Origin of the sequence: Microbispora rosea (assembly GCF_044460045.1) — a bacterium.
Lineage (GTDB): Bacteria > Actinomycetota > Actinomycetes > Streptosporangiales > Streptosporangiaceae > Microbispora > Microbispora rosea.
Map to the genome: position 1 here is coordinate 712,732 of NZ_JBITJO010000004.1, position 23,026 is coordinate 735,757.

The 23,026-nt window shown below is 70.5% G+C and carries 23 protein-coding genes; 7 read left to right on the plus strand and 16 right to left on the minus strand.

The genetic code is table 11. The features are described from left to right. Nucleotide 1 precedes the first annotated feature (1 nt). Genes ACIBK1_RS20550 through ACIBK1_RS20565 form a run of 4 tightly spaced genes read right to left on the minus strand, consistent with a single transcriptional unit; the run spans nucleotide 2 to nucleotide 3,464 of the window. Entirely contained in the window at nucleotides 2-466 is a 465-nt protein-coding gene (locus tag ACIBK1_RS20550) for a S26 family signal peptidase (RefSeq protein ID WP_396736933.1), read from the minus strand. Then, complete coding sequence (locus ACIBK1_RS20555; protein WP_396736936.1) at nucleotides 463-2,328, minus strand: ABC transporter ATP-binding protein; 1,866 nt, start codon at nucleotides 2,326-2,328, stop codon at nucleotides 463-465. The genes ACIBK1_RS20550 and ACIBK1_RS20555 overlap by 4 nt, the downstream gene beginning before the upstream one ends. Nucleotides 2,329-2,363: 35 nt before the next feature. Further along, nucleotides 2,364-2,906 (minus strand): TlpA family protein disulfide reductase, encoded by a 543-nt coding sequence (locus ACIBK1_RS20560; protein ID WP_357314222.1) that lies wholly within the window; start codon nucleotides 2,904-2,906, stop codon nucleotides 2,364-2,366. A 6-nt stretch (nucleotides 2,907-2,912) separates the two neighbouring features. Further along, entirely contained in the window at nucleotides 2,913-3,464 is a 552-nt protein-coding gene (locus ACIBK1_RS20565) for a MauE/DoxX family redox-associated membrane protein (RefSeq protein ID WP_396736939.1), read from the minus strand. A 362-nt stretch (nucleotides 3,465-3,826) separates the two neighbouring features. Here ACIBK1_RS20565 and ACIBK1_RS20570 point away from each other — a divergent pair, with 362 nt between their 5' ends. Continuing rightward, entirely contained in the window at nucleotides 3,827-5,179 is a 1,353-nt protein-coding gene (locus ACIBK1_RS20570) for a penicillin-binding transpeptidase domain-containing protein (RefSeq protein WP_396736942.1), read from the plus strand. A 15-nt stretch (nucleotides 5,180-5,194) separates the two neighbouring features. On the opposite strand, the gene ACIBK1_RS20575 is transcribed toward ACIBK1_RS20570, so the two are convergent. Further along, the gene (locus ACIBK1_RS20575) at nucleotides 5,195-6,268 is read right to left on the minus strand and encodes an FUSC family protein (RefSeq protein WP_357314227.1); all 1,074 of its coding nucleotides are present in this window, start codon (nucleotides 6,266-6,268) and stop codon (nucleotides 5,195-5,197) included. 115 nt (nucleotides 6,269-6,383) lie between these two features. Then, entirely contained in the window at nucleotides 6,384-7,358 is a 975-nt protein-coding gene (locus tag ACIBK1_RS20580; RefSeq protein ID WP_231513976.1) for a GlxA family transcriptional regulator, read from the minus strand. A gap of 284 nt (nucleotides 7,359-7,642) precedes the next feature. Here ACIBK1_RS20580 and ACIBK1_RS20585 point away from each other — a divergent pair, with 284 nt between their 5' ends. The 4 genes from ACIBK1_RS20585 (at nucleotide 7,643) to ACIBK1_RS20600 (ending at nucleotide 11,506) form a co-directional block, all read left to right on the plus strand. Continuing rightward, nucleotides 7,643-8,281, plus strand: a complete 639-nt coding sequence (locus ACIBK1_RS20585) for an HD domain-containing protein (protein WP_396736946.1) — start codon at nucleotides 7,643-7,645, stop codon at nucleotides 8,279-8,281. A 71-nt stretch (nucleotides 8,282-8,352) separates the two neighbouring features. Further along, nucleotides 8,353-9,291, plus strand: coding sequence for an NADP-dependent oxidoreductase (locus ACIBK1_RS20590; protein WP_396736949.1), 939 nt, complete (start codon nucleotides 8,353-8,355; stop codon nucleotides 9,289-9,291). Between the two features lie 146 nt (nucleotides 9,292-9,437). Then, entirely contained in the window at nucleotides 9,438-10,457 is a 1,020-nt protein-coding gene (locus tag ACIBK1_RS20595; protein WP_396736952.1) for a methyltransferase, read from the plus strand. Between the two features lie 113 nt (nucleotides 10,458-10,570). Further along, entirely contained in the window at nucleotides 10,571-11,506 is a 936-nt protein-coding gene (locus tag ACIBK1_RS20600; RefSeq protein WP_396736955.1) for an LLM class F420-dependent oxidoreductase, read from the plus strand. Between the two features lie 122 nt (nucleotides 11,507-11,628). Here the strand turns inward: ACIBK1_RS20600 and ACIBK1_RS20605 are convergent, their stop codons facing one another. Further along, nucleotides 11,629-12,792 (minus strand): acyl-CoA dehydrogenase family protein, encoded by a 1,164-nt coding sequence (locus ACIBK1_RS20605; protein ID WP_363529805.1) that lies wholly within the window; start codon nucleotides 12,790-12,792, stop codon nucleotides 11,629-11,631. 225 nt (nucleotides 12,793-13,017) lie between these two features. Here ACIBK1_RS20605 and ACIBK1_RS20610 point away from each other — a divergent pair, with 225 nt between their 5' ends. Then, nucleotides 13,018-14,331: a UDP-glucose dehydrogenase family protein gene (locus ACIBK1_RS20610; RefSeq protein ID WP_030509430.1), complete on the plus strand. Its 1,314-nt coding sequence runs from the start codon at nucleotides 13,018-13,020 to the stop codon at nucleotides 14,329-14,331. Here ACIBK1_RS20610 and purE read toward each other — a convergent pair. The 3 genes from purE to ACIBK1_RS20625 are packed head-to-tail and all read right to left on the minus strand — an operon-like array spanning nucleotide 14,328 to nucleotide 17,013. Next, the gene (gene purE / locus ACIBK1_RS20615; RefSeq protein WP_030509431.1) at nucleotides 14,328-14,843 is read right to left on the minus strand and encodes a 5-(carboxyamino)imidazole ribonucleotide mutase; all 516 of its coding nucleotides are present in this window, start codon (nucleotides 14,841-14,843) and stop codon (nucleotides 14,328-14,330) included. The genes ACIBK1_RS20610 and purE overlap by 4 nt on opposite strands. After that, a complete protein-coding gene (locus ACIBK1_RS20620; protein ID WP_030509432.1) occupies nucleotides 14,836-16,002 on the minus strand; it encodes a 5-(carboxyamino)imidazole ribonucleotide synthase in 1,167 nt (388 codons plus the stop codon). The genes purE and ACIBK1_RS20620 overlap by 8 nt, the downstream gene beginning before the upstream one ends. A gap of 36 nt (nucleotides 16,003-16,038) precedes the next feature. Beyond that, on the minus strand, nucleotides 16,039-17,013 hold the full coding sequence (locus ACIBK1_RS20625) for a hypothetical protein (RefSeq protein WP_396736960.1): 975 nt from the start codon (nucleotides 17,011-17,013) through the stop codon (nucleotides 16,039-16,041). 242 nt (nucleotides 17,014-17,255) lie between these two features. Here ACIBK1_RS20625 and ACIBK1_RS20630 point away from each other — a divergent pair, with 242 nt between their 5' ends. Then, on the plus strand, nucleotides 17,256-17,819 hold the full coding sequence (locus tag ACIBK1_RS20630; RefSeq protein ID WP_396736963.1) for a GtrA family protein: 564 nt from the start codon (nucleotides 17,256-17,258) through the stop codon (nucleotides 17,817-17,819). Nucleotides 17,820-17,835: 16 nt separating this feature from the next. Here the strand turns inward: ACIBK1_RS20630 and ACIBK1_RS20635 are convergent, their stop codons facing one another. The 6 genes from ACIBK1_RS20635 to ACIBK1_RS20660 all read right to left on the minus strand — a co-directional run bounded on the left by ACIBK1_RS20635 (nucleotide 17,836) and on the right by ACIBK1_RS20660 (nucleotide 23,002). Continuing rightward, on the minus strand, nucleotides 17,836-19,104 hold the full coding sequence (locus tag ACIBK1_RS20635; protein ID WP_030509435.1) for a sensor histidine kinase: 1,269 nt from the start codon (nucleotides 19,102-19,104) through the stop codon (nucleotides 17,836-17,838). A 35-nt stretch (nucleotides 19,105-19,139) separates the two neighbouring features. After that, a complete protein-coding gene (locus ACIBK1_RS20640; protein ID WP_030451323.1) occupies nucleotides 19,140-19,808 on the minus strand; it encodes a response regulator transcription factor in 669 nt (222 codons plus the stop codon). Nucleotides 19,809-20,092: 284 nt separating this feature from the next. Next, nucleotides 20,093-20,575 (minus strand): bacterioferritin, encoded by a 483-nt coding sequence (bfr, locus tag ACIBK1_RS20645; protein ID WP_030509436.1) that lies wholly within the window; start codon nucleotides 20,573-20,575, stop codon nucleotides 20,093-20,095. A 13-nt stretch (nucleotides 20,576-20,588) separates the two neighbouring features. Next, the gene (locus ACIBK1_RS20650; RefSeq protein ID WP_331281176.1) at nucleotides 20,589-20,804 is read right to left on the minus strand and encodes a (2Fe-2S)-binding protein; all 216 of its coding nucleotides are present in this window, start codon (nucleotides 20,802-20,804) and stop codon (nucleotides 20,589-20,591) included. Nucleotides 20,805-20,904: 100 nt separating this feature from the next. After that, nucleotides 20,905-21,990 (minus strand): S-(hydroxymethyl)mycothiol dehydrogenase, encoded by a 1,086-nt coding sequence (locus ACIBK1_RS20655; RefSeq protein ID WP_396736966.1) that lies wholly within the window; start codon nucleotides 21,988-21,990, stop codon nucleotides 20,905-20,907. A 10-nt stretch (nucleotides 21,991-22,000) separates the two neighbouring features. Next, nucleotides 22,001-23,002: an adenylate/guanylate cyclase domain-containing protein gene (locus tag ACIBK1_RS20660; RefSeq protein ID WP_231513919.1), complete on the minus strand. Its 1,002-nt coding sequence runs from the start codon at nucleotides 23,000-23,002 to the stop codon at nucleotides 22,001-22,003. Between the last annotated feature and the right edge of the window lie 24 nt (nucleotides 23,003-23,026).

The following is a 23,026-nucleotide window of genomic DNA, read 5'->3' on the forward strand; positions in this document are numbered from 1 at the left end:
TTCACCCGTGCAACCGCCGGAGCACGACACCCGTGATCCTGGTTTCCGGAAGGAGACCCCAGTGGCGCGAGTCGGTGCTGCGCGACGGGTTGTCTCCGAGGACGAACAGCCGCCCCGGTGGCACCCGGGTCTCCCCCAGCGCCTCGAATCCCGGAGGGATCGGATCCCCGGCCACGGCCGCGGCCCTTTTGATCACCAAATTCGTGCCGCCGTCGAGCGCGAAGCCCTCCCCCGGGCCCACGCGGGAGATGACCACGACGTCCCCGCGCCGGACGCGTCCCCGAGACCGGCCGGGCCGGCCCGGCCGCAGCCTGCGTACGAGGACCCGGTCACCGGACCGCAGACCGGGCTCCATGCTCTCCCCGTGCACCTCGACGACGCGCAGCGTCCGCCTGGCCGCCGTCACGGCGCAGCCGCCGAGCGCCGATGCGAGCAGGACGAGCAGGACGAGCAGGACGGGTGTCATCGTGCCCCCGAGAGCCGGTCGTGCGGGGCATCGGAGTTCCGGTCCTCCCGGTGCCGGTATCCCTCGGCCTGCAGGGCGAACAGGTGGGCGTAGATCCCGCCGCAGGCGAGCAGCCCGGTGTGCGTGCCCTGCTCGGCAACCTGTCCGCCGTCCAGGACCACGATGTGGTCCGCGTCGCGCACGGCGCCGAGCCGGTGGCTGATCAGCAGGCTCGTGCGGCCGCGGCGGTGCTCCCGCAGGCCCCGGTGGATCTCGTGCTCCGCCTCGGCGTCCAGGCCCGAACTGGGCTCGTCCAGGATCAGCAGATCCCTCTCGCCCCGCAGGTAGGCGCGGGCGAGGGCGAGCCGCTGCCACTGCCCGCCGGACAGGTGGACTCCCACGTCACCGCCCCCGTCCTCGGTGGGAGCGTCCTCCTTGAGACCGTCCTCCACGGGCCCGGTGAAGATGCGGGACAGCATGGTGTCGTACCCCCGGGGCAGACGGCACACGACGTCGTGCACGCCCGCCCGCCGTGCCGCCGCCTCGATCCTCCCCCGGTCGTCCATCGCGGTGAGGTCGCCCAGGCCGATGTTCTCGGCCGCGGTCATGTCGTAGTGCATGTAGTCCTGGAACACCGCCCCGATCCGCGCGCGAAGCTCCGCCGGGTCCATCTCCCTGAGGTCGATCCCGTCCCAGCGGATCGAGCCGCGCTCCGGGTCGTACATGCGGCACAGGAGCTTGACCACCGTGCTCTTGCCGGCGCCGTTCCTGCCGGCGAGCGCCACCGCGCTGCCGTACGGAATGGTCAGGCTGACGCCGCGCAGGGCCCAGGGGTGGTCGGGTGAGTAGCGGAACCACACGTCGTTCAGCTCGATCCCCCGGCGCAGCGGGCCCGCCCGCCGGGGCCGGGCCGGGACCGGCAGGTCCGGCCCGGCGTCCAGGACGGCGAGGTAGTGGCCGAACAGCAGCACCTGCTGATGCGCGGTGACGAGTTCGAGGACGAGGCCGCCTGCCGCCGCCTGGACTCCGGCGACGGCGGCCACGAACAGCGCCACGTCACCGATCGCGCCGGTGCCGTTCGCCGCGGACACGAGGACCCACAGCAGGCCGCCCCCGGCCGCGAGCGCGGCCGTCGTCCCGGTGACGGCCTGGACGCCCAGCTCACGCCGGTCGGTACGGCTCCGCTCGGCGTTCGCGGCCCGCCGCTGGGCGTTCATGAGCCCGCGCAGGTGCGCCCCGATGCCGAAGAGCCTCAGCTCCTTGGCCGCCTGGACGTTGACGAGAAGCTCACCGAAGAAGATCTCGCGGCGCTCGACGGGGCCGATGCCCCACAGCATCGCGGCCCGCCGCCGCGACAGCCGGAGCTCAGCGGCCAGGGACGGCACCACGGCGGCGAGCACGAGGGCGGCCATCCATGGGCTGATCGTCACGAGGGAGACGAGGAACCCGGCACCGGTCATCGCCGTCCTGGCGGCGCCCAGGGCGGCGGAGACCACCATGCCCGGGGTCGCCCCGCCGTACTGCTGGGCCATGCGGATCCGGTCGTGGAACGCGGGGTCCTCGAACCTGGCGAGGCCGACGAACCGCTCGGTGGCCCGGAAGAGGCGGTCCTGTGCGACGAGGCCGATCCTGCGCCCGCTCTCGTCCTTGACGTACTGGACGATCTGCGGCCCGAGCGCCGTCAGCACCCCGCACCCGGCGAGCACCGCGCCCAGAGCCGCCGTCACACCGGCCCCGGGGCGGCCGCCGGCGATCTCGTCGAGGACCAACTTGGTGCACCAGGCGATCGTCACCGGCAGGACGGCCATGAGCGCGCTGAGGACGGCGAAGGCGATGGTCAGCCCCCTGCCCGCCCGCCAGGCCATGCGGAGAGCGGTGACCACCGCCCGCGCTCCGGCCGAGCCCCGCACCCGCGGCCTCACGCGTGTGCGGGAATCTTGTCGAGGTCCTCCAGCGTGGTCCCGCTGGCGACGACCCTCCTGTGCTCGTCGACCAGGGCGAGGGAGGGGAAGCCGCGCACCTGCAACGCCTTCGTCAGGCCGGTGCCGTACTCCTCGATCAGCACCAGGGCGACCGGCTCCAGCGTCCGCCGCTCGTCCGCCATCTCCTCCTCCGTACCGACGAGCACGGCCAGCACGTTGCCGCGTCCTCCGGGGAAGGACCGCGCGTGCTCGGCGAACTGCGGCAGGCGTTCGTGGCAGGCCGAGCAGTCGGGCGAGAAGACCCCGACGAGGACCGTCTCGGTCAGCGTCTCGTCCGAGACGTGGACACCGTCGGTGCTCGTCGCGGAGAAACCGCCGATCACCGCCCCGGGTGGGAGCACGATGGACGGCAACCCCGCCGGTCGCGCCGACAGCATCTCCTCGTGTGCCCGCAACCGCCGGATCACGCCGACCGTCAGCACCAGATCGACCAGGCACAGGACGCCGACGCTCAGGACGAGCGCTGTCAGGAACGGCATGAGGAACTACCTCCGTCGGGATGAACTGGTGAAGAGACCGGCGATCTCGCCGATCGCGGACAGCAGGACCGCCACGGCCCCGGCCGCCAGGGCGACCGCGGCGAGCCCGGCCGGCCCGAGGCCCGCGAAGACGGCACCGGTCCCGGCGTGGACGGCGCCGGCCCCCGCTTGGACGGCCCCGGCCGCCGCCGCCACGATGAGCACGGCGTTGCGCGCGAGATGACCGGCCCCCACCGGAACGGCGGAGGCGCCGAAGCAGCGGCAGGGCACCCGCCTGCCGCGCCGCAGGGCGACGACGATGGCCGCGGTGAACGCCACGAGCAGCCCGAGCGCGACGCAGAAGCCGGCGAGCACGGTGGGCCGCCAGGCCAGCAGCGGCGCGACGGCGATCTCGGCGGCGGCGACGAGCGCCGCGACGGGCCGGGACGGCAGCCGCACGAGGGCGCTGGTGGCCGCCGTGAACTCCTCGTACGCCGCCCGCCCGCGCAGCTTGCTCACGGCGGACATGAGGAAGACGATCCCCGTGAGCAGCCGGCAGAAGGCGAAGAGATAGGCCACGGGCGTCCTCGATCCCCGGTCGGGCAGGCGGGTCTCCCACCACGCTAGGAACCCCCGCGGGACGCCGGATATACGACGGCTACACGCCGCGATGTATCAGGTCGAACGCTCCTGTACGACGGAAATCGAATCGTCAATCGACGGGGCCGAAACCCGATAACCCGATAACCCCGGACTCGGGATTTCGACTCCGGTGCCATCACCGGAATCGCCCCGTCGAGGAATGGGCCGTCAAGGTGCTCGTGCGAATTTGGCCGGTGTGACGCGGGGACTGCATCATGGGTGACGTTTCGCTCCGGCGACGAATCGGAGCAGTATGGAAACGGGGCGGAAACGCGGCCGTGGGAGACCGAAGGGCGACGATGAAGGCATTTCTGGTTTTCCTCAGCGTCGCCATGCTGGGGGCGGTGATCGCGACTCTCCTGCTGTTGTGGAGTCCGGCGGGCGACGCGGACAAGGAGCCCGTGGCCTCGGTTTCCACCTCCGCCTCCTCCGCGTCCCCCGTCGCCGGGAAAAGCGTGCTGCTGGATGCCGATGGCGGCGTCATCGAGGAGTTCTCCGGCGACTGCACGCGCAGCGGATATCCCTACCTCTGCCAGTACGTCAGTGAGCGGCTTCGCGCCGAGGACCCGCAACTGCTCACCCGTGACGGATTGACGATCCAGACGACCATCGACCAGCGGCTCCAGCGGGCGGCGCAACGGGCCGTCGACGCCTACGTCCACCGCGACGACCCGCAGATCGCCACGCAGGTCGTGGTCGTCCCGGGTGAAGGGGCCGTCAAAGCGATGGTCACCAGCCGTGATCCCGCCGACGGGCCGGGGCTCCACCAGGGCACGACGGCGATGCCGTACGCCCTGGCCGCCGCGCTCGCCGCCGGTTGGCGATACGACGACGGCTTCGTCGTCGGGGACGCGTACCGTCCCCAGGGCTACGCGAAGTTCAAGAACTGCGCGGGCCGGCCTGTCGCAGATCCATCCCACAGCATCCACAACCGGAAGAAGGGCGGAGTCCGGTTCGTCACCCTCCGGTCGGGCACCCGGGACGCGGTGAACACCTTCTTCATGCAGCTGCAGGAGAAGGTGGGCCTGTGCGAGACCGTCCAGATGGCCCAGCGGCTCGGGCTCAAAAGCTTCGACGGGAAGCCGCTACAGGAGTATGAGTCCTTCCCCTTGGGCCTTACCGAGGCCGATCCCGTCTCTCTGGCCAACTCGTACGCGAGCCTCGCCGCCCGCGGGCGCTTCTGCGAGCCGAGGGTGATCACGGAGATCCGCGACGGCTCGGGCGCCGTGCGCTCCTTCCCTGCACACTGTGCGCAGGTCCTGGACCCGGCGGTCGCCGACGCGGTCACCGGCGTGCTGAAGGACGTTCTGGCCAAGAGCGCGCTCAAGGGCATCGGCCGGGAGGCGGCGGGCATGCCCGGTGAGGGCGACGCCTTCCACACCGCCTGGTACGCCGGTTACGCCCCCGGCCTGGCCTCGGCCGTCAGCCTCGGCGACTCTCGCAGCACGATCCACTACCCGTTGATCGACGTCACCATCGGCGGCCGCCGCTATTCACACGTTGACGGCGCGTCGGTTCCCGGCCTGATCTGGAAGAACACGATGACCGAGGCGGTGCGGGGGACGCAGGAGACCCGTTTCACCCAGCCGGACGCCGAGCGCTTCGGCGGCTGCCGCGACGCCTGCCCGCCTCCGTCCCTCCGGCCACGGTGAGCGGGACGTTCGACCTCAGCCACGCATGCTCTCGTCGCGGAACTCGTCGAGCGGGGTCAGCGCGGCCGATGCCTCGTCGTGATCCATGCCGGTCGCCTCGAGCAGATCGACGGCGATGGAACGCAGCTGCGCGATGATGACGTTCGCCGAGAAGCCGAGGTTCTTGGGCCGCTCCCGCGCGGCGACGGCGAGCAGCGCCTGCCTGGTCAGCATCGGTTCCCGTCCGGCCCCCAGTTCGAGCTGGAGCAGCAGCGCCGCCTCCGAGACCTCGCGCAGCACCTCGGCCAGGGCGACCGGCGGCGGGCTCGCCTCCCCCATCGCCGCAAGCGTGCGGCGCACCAGGACGCGTGCGTTGCGCAGGGCGAGATCCACCGGCAGGGCGGCGGTCTTGTATCTGGCCAGCCTGGCCCGGTGATGCCAGCGCAGCGGCGATATCTTGATGATCTCCTTGCTGTTGTCCAGCGCCGCCGTGAACTCCTCGACCGCGGTCTGGGTCCTGCGGCCGCACTCCAGCGCCTCGGCGGCCAGGTCCGCGTCGCCCTTCTCGATCGCCTCCGCCGCCTGTTCGAGCATGGTGGAGAAGGCGTCGAGCACGCCGGACAGATGTCTGCCCGCGATGGTGAGCGGACTGGCGGGCAGCAGCGCGACCGCGGCGAGGCCGATGACGCCGCCGGCGAGCGCGTCGGCCATCCGGTCCAGCCCACCGGCGTCCGTGCCCGGCACCAGCATGGCGACCAGCACCGCGGACGACCCGGCCTGCGACACGAACAGCTGGCCGCTGTTCAGCAGCCATGCGATGGTCATCGCCAGCGCGATCACGAGGGCGAGCTGCCAGGGGCCCGAGCCGATCCAGGACACCAGCAGGTCGCCGACGCCCACGCCCAGACTGACGCCGACCACCAGCTCGGCCATCCTGCGCAGCCGCTGCCCGATCCCCAGGCCCACGCAGATCAGCACCGAGATGGGCGCGAAGAGCGGATGAGCGTGTCCGAGAAGATGAACGGCGACGATCCAGGCCAGAGCGGCGCCTACGGCGCACTGCGCGATAGAGGGCCCGATCAGCCCGAACGTGCCCAGCCGTTTCCTCACCTGATCAACGAGCCACGCGCGCACCCCTCCACGATCGCGGATCTTTATGACATTGGGATCACATTTGCCCCGAAATTGTCCGATTCGGACCGCTCAGCGACGGCCCGGCCTGCGGTCAGCCCGCGTTGGCGCGGCGGGCCGTGCCGAACCGGCGCTGGTAGGCGGCGGGGCTGATCGACAGCTTCCTGGCGAAAACCCGTCGCAGGCTCTCGTAACTGGGGAACCCGGCAAGGGTCGCGGCCTGCGTCGCGGTGTGTCCTTGATCGAGCAGTGCCCTGGCCATGTCGAATCGGATGTTCTCCACGTAGCGGGCCGGCGTCGTGGACAGCTCGTCGCGGAAGAGCCGGGTGAGGTGCCGGGTGCTCACGTTGAGGTGTTTGGCGAGTTCGCCGAGCGAGTGGTTCCCGCCGGGGTTCGCCGTCACCACGTCGGTGATTCTGCGGAGCGCCGACGAGCGGGGCGGCGGTCCTTGCAGCGGCGCGGAGAACTGGGACTGGCCACCCGCACGCTGCATGTACACCACCAGGGCGCGGGCGACTTCGCGCGCGAGATCGGGCCCGTGGTCCTCCTCGACGAGAGCGAGCGCCAGATCGATGCCCGCCGTCACCCCTGCCGACGTGTAGACGGCGCCATCGCGCACGTAGATCGCGTCGGGCTCGACCCGGCACGTCGGGCACCGTACGGCGAGCTCGTGCGCGACCTTCCAGTGGGTGGTCGCGCGCCTGCCGTCGAGGAGGCCGGCGGCGGCGAGGACGAACGCCCCGGTGCAGATCGACGCGACGCGGCCGGCCACCGCCGCCGGTTTCCGCGCCGCGTCCGCCAGCTCGCCGGGGACAGCGGCACGCGGGTAGAGATCGGACCCGGCCACCAGCAACGTGTCGGAGGCCGGCTCCGAGGAGACGGCGCCGTGCACCGCGATCCGGACCCCGAGGCTCGACGTGACGTCCGCACCCGTCGGCGACAGCAGCACGATCCGGTAGCCGGCACCGAACCGGTTCGCCTCCCTGAAAACCTCCGCGGGACCGGCGACGTCGAGCAACGTCACTCCGTCATAGACGAGGATCGCGACGCGATGAGGGGCGGCGTCCACCACTCCGGCCCCTCCGGAGCCGGAGCCGCGCGGTGACCGTCCGGACCCCGCCGGCACCGACCGCCCTCGGGCCGGCGACGCAGGAGGCATGGGCACCGTTCATTGGTAGCACACCGTTACCGACGATCACGGGGCCCCCTGGACAGGGTGCACTCGATACCACCCTGTCCGGATATAGGGGATTCCTGGCCAGACGAGGGCGGCGTCGCACGCCGACGACGGGGAGCATGGAAGTCGGACATACGACCCAATAGTCCGACATAGCTCCCGGAAGGTCAGAGGTTATGCCAGAGGTCATCGCGGGAGTGGAGATTCCCGAGACAGCGGCGGTCGCCGAGGCGACCACGCTCATCCAGGAGACGACCACCCCCCTCATCTACCACCATTCCCGGCGGGTCTTCTTCTTCGGCCTGATTCACGCGCGCACGCTCGGTGTCGAACCGGACCCGGAGCTGCTCTACCTGGCGGCCATGTTCCACGACGCCGGTCTCCTGACTCCCTTCTCCGATGTCGAGCAGCGCTTCGAGGTGGACAGCGCCGACCACGCGCGCAGGTTCCTACTGGAACGGGGTTTCTCAACGGCCGCCGCCGAGACCGTCTGGACGGCGATCGCGCTGCACACGACGCCGGGCATCCCCGACCGGATGGCCCCCGAGATCGCGAGCACGTACCTCGGCGTCCTGACCGACGTGATCGGCTTCGGCCTGGACGGACTGGAGCAGGATCGACTGGACGAAATCCTCGCCGCCCATCCTCGTGGGGACTTCAAGAACGAGTTCCTGCGCGCCTATGTCGACGGGCTCAAGAACCGCCCCGAAACCACGAACGGGACCGTGAACTCCGACGTGCTCGAACACTTCGTCCCCGGCTTCCGGCGTGTGACGACGGTCGAGCGCATCCTCGGCTCAGCCTGGCCGAGCTGACCGGCATCACCTTCATCGCGCGAGATGAGCGGTGTGAGTCACTTCGACACCGCTGTGGAAAGGATTCGGACATGCGAGCGATCACCGTACGGGATCGTGCCGCGGGCGTCGGCGGCCTCACCCTGACCGACATGCCTTATCCCCACGCCGCCGAGAACGACGTCATCGTGCGCGTGCACGCCGCGGGCTTCACCCCCGGAGAGCTCGACTGGCCGGCGACGTGGTCCGATCGCGCCGGCCGCGACCGGACACCCAGCATCCCCGGGCACGAGCTGTCCGGAGTCGTGGTCGAGCTCGGCTACGGAACCACCGGCCTCACCGTGGGCCAACGGGTGTTCGGGCTGACCGACTGGGCCCGCAACGGGTCCCTGGCCGAATACACGGCAGTGGAGGCGCGCAACCTCGCCCCCCTCGCGGCCGACATCGACCACTCTGTGGCCGCCGCGCTGCCCATCTCCGGACTGACCGCGTGGCAGGGACTGTTCGACCACGCCCACCTCACGACCGGCCAGACCGTCCTCATTCACGGCGCCGCGGGCGGCGTCGGCTCGATCGCCGTCCAACTCGCGCGGGAGACGGGCGCCCACGTGATCGGCACCGGCCGGGCCGACGACCGCGATGTCGCGCTCGGCCTCGGCGCGCAGACCTTCCTCGACCTGGACGCCGACGACTTGCGGCACGTCGGCGAGGTGGACGTGGTGTTCGACGTGATCGGCGGCGACATCCTCGAGCGATCCACCGAGCTGGTGCGCCCGGGCGGCACTCTCGTCACCATCGCCATGCCACCCACGGTGCGGCCCAAGGACGGGCGAGCCGTCTTCTTCGTCGTCGAACCCGACCGCGCCCGGCTGGCGGACCTCGCCCAGCGCGTGCGGGCCGGACGGCTCACCCCCGTCGTCGGCGACGTGCGACCGCTTGCCGAAACGGCCTCCGCGTTCGCCCGCCACCGCCGCACGCCCGGGAAGACGATCATCCAGATCGCGGGCGACCAAGCAGCGCGGCCCTCCTGATCAGCGTGCGAATCACGGCAGCGTGCCGATAGGCACGGCTGCCGCGATTCCACAGCCCGCCCCTCACATCAGATGTCCCGTTGCCGGCCATACCGGCAGAAGCCGATGCCCGTCCGGGCAGCGACGAGATGAAAGTACGGAGCACCATGAAGGACCTTGAGCAGGAACGCGACTTCGGCAGGCTGTTCCAGATGATTACCGGCCACGGGGTCGCGCAGATCGTCCGGACGGCGGCGGCCCTGTCGATCATCGACCATGTCGCCGCGGGGGCACGTACGGCCGATGAGGTCGCCGAACGGGCATCCACCCATCCGGACACGACCTATCGCCTGATGCGGGCGTGCGCCTCGATCGGACTGCTCGCCTACGAAGGCCACGACAGGTTCGCCACCACCCCGATGGGAGAACTGCTGCGCGAAGGGGTCCCGGGTTCACTGCGCGACACCACCCTCCACCTGGCGGGCTACTCGACCTGGGTGAGCTGGGCGCACCTGCCCGATGCCGTGCGCGAGGGCAGAACGCAGGTGTACAAGGCACTGGGCATGGACCAGTTCACCTACTTCTCCCAGCATCCGGAGGAGGGTGACGCCTTCGCCTCCAGCGGTTCGAGCATGTCGGAGATCGTCGCGGCCGAGGCGGCGAGCGTGCTCGACCTCTCGGGTGTTTCGACGGCCGTCGACGTGGGCGGCGCCAACGGCCGGCTCGTGCTCGGGCTGATGCAGGCCAATCCCGGACTGCACGGCATCGTCCTGGACCAGCCGCATGTGACCGCGGCCGCTGCCCGCGCCGCCGGGGAACTCGGCCTCTCCGACCGCTTCAGCGCGGTGCAGGGCGACTTCTTCGAAGGGGTGCCCGCGGCGGACCTGTACCTGCTGAAGTGGGTCCTGCACGACTGGGACGACGACGCATGCGTTCGCCTTCTTCGCAACTGCCGTGCCGCCGCCCGGCCAGGAGCGCGTGCCGTCGTCTTCGAGCTCGTGCTCGGCGAGGTCGGTACGCCGGACTTCGGCGCCGTGGCGGACATGAACATGCTGTCCGTCACCGATGGAGGCCGGGAACGCCACCTTCACGAGTATGACGCCCTGTTCACGGCTGGAGGATGGCGTCGAATCTCCGCCCGGCCCACTCGCTCGCCACTGTGGATCATGGAACTCGAGGCCGCCTGACGCCGTCCCGCACTGGCGCGGCCACCCCGGAACGGCGATCACCACAGCGGCGCTTCCGGCACAGCCGAACCCCACCCCGCTTCTAACCGCGTTCCAATTCAGGAGTCAGTCACATGCCATTGAAACTTGGCGTCAATCTTCCGCAGAGCTCCGACTACGACTTGACGACGGACGTCGTGAAGTTCGCGCGGGCGGCCGAAGAGATCGGGTACGACAGTCTCTGGGTGTACGAGCGTGTGCTCGTGCCCGTCGACCAGAGCGGTCCCCATGGTTTGTACGGCATTCCTGACGCTCCCTGGCCGGACGTCTATGCGTCCACCGGCGAGCCACTTTTGACTCTGGCGATGGCTGCTGCTGTCACCGAGCGGGTCGAGCTGGGCACGGGTGTCCTTGTTCCGCCGCTGCGCACGCCGTTTCAGCTGGCCCGATCCCTGGCGGCGCTGGATCACCAGTCGGGTGGCCGAGTCATCGCGGGCCTGGGCAGTGGCTGGTCGATCGATGAGTATCACGCGGCCGCGCCGCGGCCGTACTCCGAGCGCGGCCTGGCTCTCGACGAGTTCCTGGACATGGCCTCGGCGGTGTGGGGTCCCGACCCGGTCTCGTTCGGCAACGACCGCTACCGCATCGCCCCGGCGCTGGTGAAGCCGAAGCCGGCTCGCCGGATCCCGATCTATCTGGCCGGTGCTGGTCCGGCCGCGCTGCGACGCATCGCCCGCCGCGGCACCGGTTGGCTGCCCACCGGCCTCCCGCCCGAACAGGTCGTGGCGCAGCTCGCGCAGCTTCGTGAGATGGCAGCCGAGGCGGGACGCGACCCGGCCGAGATCAAATGCATATACCAGGTGCTCGTGCAGGACCTGTCCGACGTGCCGGCGGAGGGCCGGCAGCCCTTTGCCGGCAGCCCGAAGCAGCTGGTCGAGGACCTGGCTGTCCTTGCTGAGGGAGGTGTGCACCACGTCTATGTCACTGCGACGATGGCCAGCAAGGACGTCAACGAGCTGATCGACAACAGTGCGGCGATCCATGAGGCCGTGCGTGCCGCAGGACTGTGACCCGAGAGCCTGAGCCAGGGACCGTTTCCCCCGCCCGGGCTTTGATCGTTTATATGCTCATCCGCCGGCATGACAACCCCGCCCGTCCCTCGGCGGCAGACGGGGTTCTCGCTGCTCATCGGCTACTTGAGGAGCTGGCGGGCCATGACCACGCGCTGGATCTGGTTGGTGCCCTCGTAGATCTGGGTGATCTTGGCGTCGCGCATCATCCGCTCGACCGGGAAGTCCCGCGTGTAGCCGTACCCGCCGAGGAGCTGGACGGCGTCGACGGTGATCTCCATGGCGGCGTCGGAGGCGGCGCACTTGGCGGCGCTGGAGAAGAACGTGAGGTCCTTGACCGGGGTTCCGTTCATGGCCAGCTCCGACTTCGCGGCGGCGGCGTAGGTGAGCTGACGGGCGGCCTCCAGCTTCATCGCCATGTCGGCGAGCATGAACTGCAGGCCCTGGAAGTCGGCGATCGGCTTGCCGAACTGCTTGCGCTCCTTGACGTACCCGAGCGCGTAGTCGAGCGCGCCCTGGGCGATGCCGAGCGCCTGGGCGGCGATCGTGACGCGGGTGTGGTCGAGCGTGGCCAGGGCGGTCTTGAACCCGGTGCCCGGCTCGCCGATCATCCGCGAGGCCGGGATGCGGACGTTCTCCAGGATGACCTGGCGGGTGGGCGAGCCCTTGATGCCGAGCTTCTTCTCCTTGGGCCCGAACGAGACGCCCTCGTCGTCCTTCTCCACCACGAACGCCGAGATGCCGCGGCCGCCCGCCGAGGGGTCGGTCACGGCCATGACCGTGTAGTACTCCGACACGCCCGCGTTGGTGATCCACATCTTGGTGCCGTTGAGCACGTAGTGGTCGCCGTCGCGCACGGCCCTGGTCTTCATGGAGGCGGCGTCCGAGCCGGCCTCCGGCTCGGACAGGGCGTAGGAGAACATGGCCTCACCGCGCGCGACCGGCGTCAGGTAGCGCTGCTTGAGCTCCTCGGACGCCGACAGCAGCAGCGGCACGGTGCCCAGCTTGTTGACGGCCGGGATCAGCGAGGACGAGGCGCACGCGCGGGCGACCTCCTCGATCACGATCACGGTCGCGAGCGCGTCGGCACCCGCACCGCCGTACGCCTCGGGGATGTGGACGGCGTGGAGGTCGGCCGCGACGAGGTCCTTGTAGACCTCCCAGGGGAACTCCTCGTTCTCGTCGGCCGCCGCGGCGCGCGGGGCGATCTTCTCGTCGGCGAGGGCCCGGACCGTCTCGCGGAGCATCTCGTGCTCCTCAGCGGGGGCGTAGAGAGGGAAGCTCATAGCGCCGATACTAGGACGTCCGACTAGAAAGTTACCAGTCAGTACGACAGCCTCCCTGACCGAACCTCCTGACAAGGGTGAGGAACCGGTCGCCTTGCATCGACCGGGCGGGCTGAGAGCCGTACCGTGGGGCCAAGGCGCCGGTTTGCCCAGGTGGCTCACAGGGCAGTTGACTGGGCCGGTACCATGCCAGATCACAAAGAGTCGGTAAGAGGGGAGCATGCCGTGCCGTACCGCCTCACTGTGCTGGGGACCGGATACCTGGGTGCTACGCACGCGGCGTGCATGGCCGAACTGGGCTTCGAAGTGCTCGGTCTGGACGTGGATCAGAGCAAGATCGAACGGCTGCAGCGCGGCGAGCTGCCGATTCACGAGCCCGGCCTGGAGGAGCTCCTCCGCCGCAACCTCGACTCGGGCAGACTGCGCTTCACCACCTCCTACGAGGAGGCGGCGGCGTTCGGCGACGTCCACTTCATCTGCGTGGGCACGCCCCAGAAGAAGGGCGAGCAGGCCGCCGACGTCTCCTTCCTCGACGCGGTCGTCGAGGCGCTGGCCCCGCACCTCGACCGCGAGTGCCTGGTCGTGGGCAAGTCCACGGTGCCGGTCGGCACCGCCGAGCGCCTCGCCGACAAGCTCGTACGGCTTTCGCCCGCCGGGATGCAGGTCGAGCTGGCCTGGAACCCCGAGTTCCTGCGTGAGGGCTTCGCCGTGCAGGACACGCTCCGCCCCGACCGGATCGTGCTCGGCGTCGCCTCCGAGCGGGCCGAGAAGGTGCTGCGGGACGTCTACGCGCCCCTGGGCGAGGTCCCGATCGTGGTGACCGACTTCCCCACGGCCGAGCTGGTGAAGTCGGCCGCGAACGCGTTCCTGGCCACGAAGATCTCGTTCATCAACGCCATGGCCGAGCTCTGCGAGGCCGCCGGCGGCGACGTCACCCAGCTGTCGCAGGCGCTGTCGTACGACGAGCGGATCGGCGGCAGGTACCTCAACCCCGGCCTCGGCTTCGGCGGCGGCTGTCTGCCGAAGGACATCAGGGCGTTCACGGCCAGGGCCGACGAGCTCGGCGCCCCCGGGGCGCTCGCCTTCCTCCGCGAGGTCGACGAGATCAACCTGCGCCGCCGTTCCCGGACGGTCGACCTCACCCGCGACATCCTGGGCGGGGCGTTCGACGGCCGCAGGGTGGCGGTGCTGGGAGCGGCGTTCAAGCCCAACTCCGACGACATCCGGGACTCCCCGGCCCTGGACGTGGCCCTGAAGATCGCCGAGCAGGGCGGGCAGGTCACGGTCTACGACCCGGTCGCCCTGTCCAACGCGCGGGCGGCCCACCCCCACCTCGGGTACGCCGACTCGGCCATGGAGGCCGCCCAGGGGGCCGAGGTCGTGCTGCTGCTCACCGAGTGGCAGGAGTTCGTCGCCCTCGACCCCGAGGAGCTGGGAAGCGCCGTCGCCACCCGCACGATCGTCGACGGCCGCAACGCGCTGGACGCGGACTCCTGGCGCGAAGCCGGATGGGACTACCGCGCCCTCGGCCGCCCCTAACCCCTCGGGTGGGGGTGGAGAGTGGCGGCTTCGGCGCGCAGCCGCTCGCCCTTGGCGTGCGCCTGGTCCCGCAGGGCGGCCTGGAAGTCCTCCATCCGCCGCCGCAGCCCCTCGTCCGACGCGGCCAGGATCCGTACGGCGAGCAGCCCCGCGTTGCGGGCTCCGCCGACGGCGACGGTCGCCACGGGCACCCCGGCCGGCATCTGGACGATCGACAGCAGCGAGTCCATGCCGTCCAGATACTTGAGCGGCACCGGGACGCCGATCACGGGCAGCGGGGTGACCGAGGCCAGCATGCCCGGCAGGTGGGCGGCGCCGCCCGCACCCGCGATGATCACTTTCAGCCCGCGTCCGGCGGCGCCGGAGCCATACTCGATCATCTCGGCCGGCATGCGGTGCGCCGACACCACGTCGGCCTCGAAGGACACGCCGAACTCCGCGACCGCCTCGGCGGCCTGGCGCATCACCGGCCAGTCCGAGTCGCTCCCCATGACGATCCCGACGTCAGGCATCCACAGGTCCTCTCAGGCAGGTGACGGCGTGGTGGGCGCGGGCCCGCACCTCGTCGAGGTCGGTGCCGAGCGCGGTGACGTGCCCGATCTTGCGGCCGGGCCGGACGTCCTTGCCGTAGAAGTGAATCTTGATGCCCGGGTCGTTGGCCATCACGTGCTCATACCGGGAGTACACGTCGGGGTCGGGCCCGCCGAGCAGGTTGGCCATGACGACGACCGGCGCGGTCATCGACGGCGACCCGAGCGGCAGGTTGAGCACGGCCCGCAGGTGCTGCTCGAACTGCGAGGTGCGGGCGCCCTCGATCGTCCAGTGACCGCTGTTGTGCGGGCGCATGGCCAGCTCGTTGACCACGAGCCCGGACTTCGTGACGAACATCTCGACCGCGAGGAGGCCGGTCACGCCGAGGTCGCGGGCGATCGTGAGCGCGACACGCTGGGCGTCCGCCGCCTCCTCCTCGCCCAGGTTCGGCGCGGGCGCGATGACCTCGACGCAGATGCCGTCCTGCTGCACGGTCTCGACCACGGGATAGCTGACACCCTGGCCGTGCGCCGACCGGGCGACCAGCACGGCGACCTCCCGCTCGAACGGGACGAACGCCTCGGCCAGCAGGGCCACCCCGGTGGCGAGCACCTCGCGCGCCTCGTCGGGGGTCTGGCACATCCACACGCCCCGGCCGTCGTAACCGCCGCGCACGGCCTTCAGCACCACGGGCCAGCCGTGCTCCTCGGCGAACGCCTCCACACCGGCCAGGTCCTCGACGCGGGCCCAGGCGGGGCAGGGCGCGCCGATGGCGGTGAGCCGCTCCCGCATGACCGCCTTGTCCTGCGCGTGGACCAGGGCGTCCGCCCCGGGATGTACGGCGTGGCCGTCGGCGGCCAGCGCCCGGATGTGCTCGGTCGGCACGTGCTCGTGGTCGAAGGTCACGGCGTCGCACCCCTTCGCGAACTCCCGGAGATCGGCGAGGTCGCGGTAGTCGCCGAGCCGGGTGTCCACGATCACCTTGGCGGCGCTCTCGTCACGGGTGTTCGCGAGCACGCGCAGGTCGATGCCGAGCGCGATCGCGGCCTGCTGCGTCATCCTCGCCAGCTGGCCCGCGCCGACCATGCCCACCACGGGCGCGGTCACGGGTTCGGAAGGGGGAACGTTCGGGCTGTTCACGACACGTCAGCCTACCTATTGCGCGGCGAAACCCCGTCAGCCGGACCCCTGCCCGGAGCCCTTGGTGATGTCGGCGAGGACCCGGCGCATGCCGACCGTCGTCATCGTGGCGTCCTTGGCCACCCTGGTGGCGAGCACCAGGATCTCGCCGCCGGTGACGGTCGTGGCCGCGCCGCCCGTGAAGGCGCGTACGTCGGCGGCCCGGTAGCGGGGGTGCCCGAGAGAGGAACGGCCAGAGCCCGGCTTCTGGGTGAAGACGACGCGCAGCGCGTGGAACACCAGCGACCCGCCGCCGGGCAGCGCGAGCGCGCGGGCCGGTCCCTCGATGCGCACGTCGGTGGACAGGTGATCGGGACGGACCCTGCCGGGGGCGCGGACCAGCTCCACGAGAAGGCGGCGCATGGGGTCGCCGGAGGTGAAGCGCACCCCGCTGACCCCGTCGCCGCCCACCCCGGCGGGATCGGTCAGGAATGCGACGTGCCGGGTGGGCGCGAGCCGCGCCCCGACGGCCGTGTCCGGGTCGGCCGCGGCGTCGATCACCTCGCCGTCCGCGCCGCCCCCCACGTCGGGCGCCTTGCCGACGAGCGGGATCGGCCCGGCGCCGAGCCGCCATCGGCCGTCCGCCCGCACGAAGACGAAGTAAGCCGGCTCGGGCTTGCGGGCCAGCACGGCGAACCAGGCCCCGTCCTCGCCGTCCTCCCGGGCGGGCAGCAAGAACTCCGGGTCCCGATAGGCGGTCGAACCTGGCGAGCGGCCGGCCGCGCAGAGGCGGCTCCCGATCGTGCTCTCCACGCCGGTCGTGAGCTGCTCGATCTCGGCGCAGTCGCGGTCCTTCCAGGCGTCCGACAGGTCGCCGAGGCCGTCGAAGGCCGCCTGCGCGTCGGCCGTGGTGATCTCGACCGTCGCCGGGGACGTGGCGCCCGGCTCGGCCGGGGTCTCGCGTAGGCCCTCGGTTCCACACCCCGCGAGCAGGACGAGGCCGAGACCGAGGGCCGTGAGTCTGCGCAACACGAGAAAGGCCACCCCTCCAGAACGCGCGCGTCCCCGAACTAGGTGATCCTGGTCGGGCGAGAGCGTAGTGCGAAGAGGGCCCACTCATCCCAGATAGCAGTATTTTTCTTGAAATGTTCTTTGATGACCTGGGACGAAGCGGGCGAAGGTTGCGGCAAGACCCCGATTTGTGCTTGCTACCGGTAGCCTGAGAAGACCTCGCCGCCGACCATGGCCGCCGATCAGGAAGGACCGTGCGGGACGTGCAGTTGCTACGACGTGCCTACGAGCGGTTCGCCGCGCTCATCCACGAGTTGATCAAGTTCGGCCTGGTGGGCGCCATCGCGTTCGTCATCGACTTCGGCGGCACGAACCTGCTGCGGTTCGGCGTCGGCATGGGCCCGCTGTTCTCGAAGGTCGTGGCCACGATCGTCGCCGCCACGTTCGCGTACCTGGGAAACCGCTTCTGGACCTACCGTCATCGGGAGCAGAGCGGCCTGGCACGCGAGTACGTCCTGTTCTTCGTGCTGAACGGCTTCGGGCTGCTGCCCCCGCTGCTCCTCATCGGCTTCGTGACCTACTCGCTGGGCCTGCACGACGCGGTGAGCTACAACATCGCCCAGTTCGTCGGCGTGGGGCTCGGCACACTGTTCCGGCTGTGGTCGTACAAGAAGTGGGTGTTCCTCGCGGCCCCTGAGCTGGCCGAGGAGCCCACCGTGGGAGCCGCCGTGGGGACTGTGGGGACCGCAGAAGGAGCCGTCGAGAGGGTCGGCGCGCGGCCTCACTCCGACGTGAAGGCACAGCCCGACCCCCTCACCACCAGCTGACCCCTCCGCCGGACCGTCAGGCGGGGCCGCTCACCACGCGATGACGTCCGCTGTCGCGGGTGTGGCGTAAGAAGATGGCGAAGGTCGCCGGGCGGCGCTTGACCAGCTCCAGCCGCCCGCCGTCGGCCGCCACCAGGGCGCGGGCGAGGGTGAGCCCCAGGCCCGTGCCGCCTCCCCCGCTCACGCTCCGCTCGAACACCCGGTGGCCGAGTGCCTCCGGGATGCCCGGGCCCTCGTCGGCCACCTCGATCACCACAGACCTGCCCGTACTCGATGTGTTGATCGTCAGCACGCCGTCGCCGTGCTTGAGGGAGTTCTCCAGCAGGGTGGACAGCACCTGGCTGAGCCCGCCGGTCGTGCCGAGCGCGCTGAGGCCGCGGTCGCCCGCGAGCACCAGCGACCGGTGGGCCCGGCGGAACGCCGGCTCCCACTCGGTGATCTGCTGCCCCACCACGTCGTCCACGTCGATCGGCTCCGCCTGGGCGTGCCGCTGACGGCGGGCGGCGGCCAGCAGTTCGTCGATCACGGCCGTCAGCCGCTCGACCTGCACGACCGCGGCCTCACCCTCCTCGCGGACCACCTCGGGCTGGTCGGCCGCCGCGACGATCTCCTCCAGGCGCATGCTCAGCCCGGTCAGCGGCGTGCGCAGCTGATGGGAGGCGTCGGTCGCGAACTCGCGCTCCCGCGCGAGCAGGTCGGAGATCCGCAGCGCGCTGCGGTCCAGCACCTCGGCCACGAGATCCAGCTCGGGGATCCCGTAGCGGTGCCTGCTCGGCCTCGCGTCGCCCGAACCCAGCCGCTCGGCGATCCTGGTGAGATCTTGGAGCGGCAGGCTCAGGCGACGCGAGGTGACGGTGGCCAGCCCGATCGCGGCCCCGAGGGCCACGACGGCGAGCGCGATGATGAGCACCAGCCGCGCCTGGGTGTCCTGCTGGACTTGGGCCGCGTCGCGGCTGACGCGTACGTAACCGTTCTCGGAGCGCGCCTCCTCGGTCAGGTCACGGCCCGCACGTGGAGGCGAGCCGACGACGATCGGCGGTTTCCCGCGGACGAACACCTGGAGGTATCGGTCCGGGTAGTTCCGTGCGAGCTGGTCCGGACTGATCCCCTGGCCCTGGCTGAGGGAGTACTCCACCCCCAGCAGCAGCCGGTTCGCATCCGTTCTGAGCTCCTGGGCGACCTCGTCGTTGAACAGACGCACGACGACCACACCCAGGGGCACGCCTAACAGCATTACCGCGATGACCGCGACGAGCAGCATGGAGGACAGCAGGCGCCGGCGCACGTGCTAGCCCCTCCCCCGCAACCGCCCCACGGCGGCTACTCGCGCTCGAAACGGAAGCCGACCCCTCGGACGGTCGTGATGTAGCGCGGCTTGGCCGCGTCGTCACCGAGCTTGCGGCGCAGCCACGAGATGTGCATGTCCAGTGTCTTGGTCGACCCCCACCAGTTCGTGTCCCACACCTCGCGCATGATCTGCTCGCGGGTGACGACCTTGCCCGCGTCCCGTACGAGCACGCGCAGCAGGTCGAACTCCTTGGTGGTCAGGTGCAGTTCCTTGTCCCCCATCCAGGCCCGGCGGGAGTCGGCGTCGATGCGGACGCCTTGCACCACCGGGGTCTCCGATGTTCCGCGCCGGAGCAGAGCCCGCACTCGGGCGAGCAATTCTGCCAGGCGGAACGGCTTGGTGACGTAGTCGTCGGCGCCGGCGTCGAGACCGACGACGGTGTCGACTTCGTCGACACGGGCGGTGAGGATCAGGACCGGAGTCCCGTGTCCCTCCGCGCGAATGCGGCGCGCGACCTCCAGCCCGTCCATCTCTGGAAGGCCGAGGTCGAGAACAATCAGGTCGACGCCCCCCGACAAGGCCCTCTCCAGGGCCTGCGGGCCATCGGGGCTCACCTCCACCTGATAGCCCTCCCGGCGCAGGGCTCGCGCCAGCGGCTCGGAAATCGAGGTGTCATCCTCGGCGAGAAGTACGCAGGTCATGGTGCGATCGTAGGACCTTGTGCGATCGTTTCCCGGCTACAGCGCGCCTTTTGACTTGTCGTTGACCCATCAATTGACCTGGGCAAACACTGATAAATCCAGGATAGTCAGCACGCAACCGACGCGATCTTCTACCCTATTCTCGACCATTCCGAACTTCGTCGCTGGAAACCGGATAATGGCAGGAAAAACGCCCGCCGAAACGATGACGGCGGGCGTTGTCGATCTGATTTTCGCGTGTCAGGAGCGACCGCGGGGAGAGCGCCGGGTCAGCAGAGCGCGGCTCAGGAGGACGACGGCGGCTCCGCGTACCGCTGAAGGTACAGCTGCTCGCCCAGACTCTCCAGGAGGCCCAGCTCGGTCTCCAGGTAGTCGATGTGGTGCTCCTCGTCGGCCAGGATGCGCTCGAAGAGCGTGGCCGAGGTGATGTCCCCCCGCTCCCGCATGAGGGCGATGCCGGGCCGCAGGCGCTTGACCACGCCCAGCTCGAGCTCCAGGTCGGCCTGAAGCTGCTCCCTGACGGTCTGGCCGATGTGCAGGGTGTTCAGCTTCTGGTAGTTCGGCAGACCCTCCAGGAACAGGATCCGGTCGGTGAGTTCCTCCGCGTGCCGCATCTCATCGATGGACTCCGCCCGCGTGATCGCGGCGAGCTTCGTATATCCCCAGTTCTCCTGTAGCTTCGCGTGCAGGAAGTACTGGTTGATGGCGGTCAGCTCGGAGGTGAGCTGCTCGTTGAGCAGCGCGATGATCTCTTTGTCGCCCTGCATAAGCTTCCTCGATCTATGCGCTGGTGACCAGGTCCTCTGACCGTTTCAGGATCGCACAGATCTTCCGGACGCAGGACGCGCAGTCCCCCCCTGCACCCGTGACGTCCCGCACCTGGCGAGCCGTCCTCGCCCCGTCGGCGATGCAGTCGTGCACCTCGCTCTCGGTGACGGCGCGGCAGATGCAGACGTACATGGGTCGCCTCTCAGGATCTTGAGGAAGGTTAGGCATACCTAAGATAACCCAGTTTGGTAAGGCTTGCCTATGTGATCCAAGGCACAGAAAAGGGCGGCACTCCGCAAACGGAAGCGCCGCCCCTCGCCGGCGGGCGTCAGAGCACCACGACCGACCGCAGCACCTCCCCGCGGTGCATCTTGCCGAACGCCTCTTCGACCTGGTCGAGGCCGATGGTCTCGGAGACGAACCCGTCGAGGTCGAGCCGTCCCTGCAGGTAGAGGTCGATCAGCATGGGGAAGTCCCGGCTGGGCAGGCAGTCGCCGTACCAGGAGGACTTGAGCGCGCCGCCGCGGCCGAAGACATCGAGCAGCGGCAGCTCGAGCTGCATCTCCGGGGTCGGCACGCCGACCAGCACGACGGTCCCGGCGAGGTCGCGGGCGTAGAAGGCCTGCTTGTACGTCTCGGGACGGCCCACCGCCTCGATCACGACGTCGGCGCCGAACCCGCCGGTGAGGTCGCGGATCGCCTCCACCGGGTCGGTCTCCCGCGAGTTGACGGTGTGCGTGGCTCCGAAGCCGCGGGCCCAGTCGAGCTTGCGGTCGTCCACGTCCACCGCGACGATGGTCCGGGCTCCCGCCAGCTGCGCGCCCGCGATGGCCGCGTTGCCCACGCCGCCGCAGCCGATCACCGCGACCGTGTCGCCCCGGGTCACGCCGCCGGTGTTGATCGCGGCCCCGAGACCGGCCATCACGCCGCAGCCGAGCAGCCCGGCGACGGCCGGCTTGGCCGCCGGGTTGACCTTCGTGCACTGCCCGGCCGCCACCAGGGTCTTCTCCAGGAAGGCCCCGATGCCGAGCGCCGGGCTGAGCACGGTGCCGTCGGCCAGCGTCATCTTCTGCGCCGCGTTGTGGGTGTTGAAGCAGTACCACGGCCGGCCCCGCAGGCACGCGCGGCACTGCCCGCACACCGCCCGCCAGTTGAGGATCACGTAGTCGCCGGGCTCGACCTCGGTCACGCCCGCGCCGACCGCCTCGACGACGCCCGCGGCCTCGTGGCCCAGCAGGAACGGGAACTCGTCGTTGATGCCGCCCTCGCGATAGTGGAGGTCGGTGTGGCAGACCCCGCAGGCCTGCACGTTCACGACCGCCTCGCCGGGCCCCGGATCCGGCACGACGACCGTCTCCAGCGTCACCGCCTCTCCCTTGCCGCGCGCCACCACGCCTTGGACTTCGTACGGCATGTGCTGCACCTCAACTTTCTCGGGTGGATCTCCTCAGAACATACGGCTCCACCACGCCGAGCCCGCGGGCGGGACGGCGGCGGAGTTTGACCAGGTCGACGCCGGTCGCCCCGGCGAGGCCGGCGGCGAGCTCGCTGTCGGCCAGGATCGTGCCGGGCCTGGCGATGGCCGTCAGCCGGGCCGCCAGGTTGACCGTCGTGCCGAAGACGTCGCCCATCGCCGGGAGCACCGGGCCGTACGCCAGCCCGACCCGCACGTCCGGCCCCTCGGCGTCCCGTTTGAGCTCGTCGAGCAGGTCGAGCGCGATGAGGGCCGCGGTCCTCGGGTCGGCGGCGGTGAAGAGCACCTCGTCGCCGAGGGTCTTGACCAGCCGGCCGTCGTGCGCCGCGATCACGTCGGAGGCCCGCGACTCGAACCCCTCGACCAGGTCGGCCAGCGCCAGTTCGTCCAGCTCCCGCGACACGCGGGTGAAGGCGACCAGGTCGGCGAACCCGACCCCGAGCCTCGGCCGGGTCGGCGAGACGTCCTCGCCGGGTTCGGCGAGGGAGACCAGCCGGCTCGCGGTCGCGGCGAGCTGGGAGCGCCAGACGTGCACCAGCGTCTGCTCGAAGTCCGGCAGCAGGCGGCTGACCGTGTCCACCACCTGCCGCAGCGCGTCCTCCCCCGCCTTCGCGCCGGGCTGGATCAGCGCGTCCAGCATGATCTCGGCCTGCCACTGGGCGAGCCGCGCGGTCGTGCGACCGAGGGCCCTGGCCATGCGGATGACGGTCCGCTCGTCGAGCGTCTCCGTGTCGATCAGGTCGCGGATGCGGTGCAGGGCCGCCAGGTCGGCCTCGGTGAACGCAACGGCGTCGTCGGCGAACGTGGCGAAGCCGAGGGCCCGCCAGATCCGCGCCGCCAGGTCCTGCGGGATGCCGGCCGCCTCGGCGACCTGCCTCCGGGTGTAGGCCGGTGCCGGCCCCAGGAACAATCGCCGCATGTCGTCGGCGCCGGGCCGCCCGCTAGTGTCCACGTCCCCCTCCCCCGCACGGCGCGC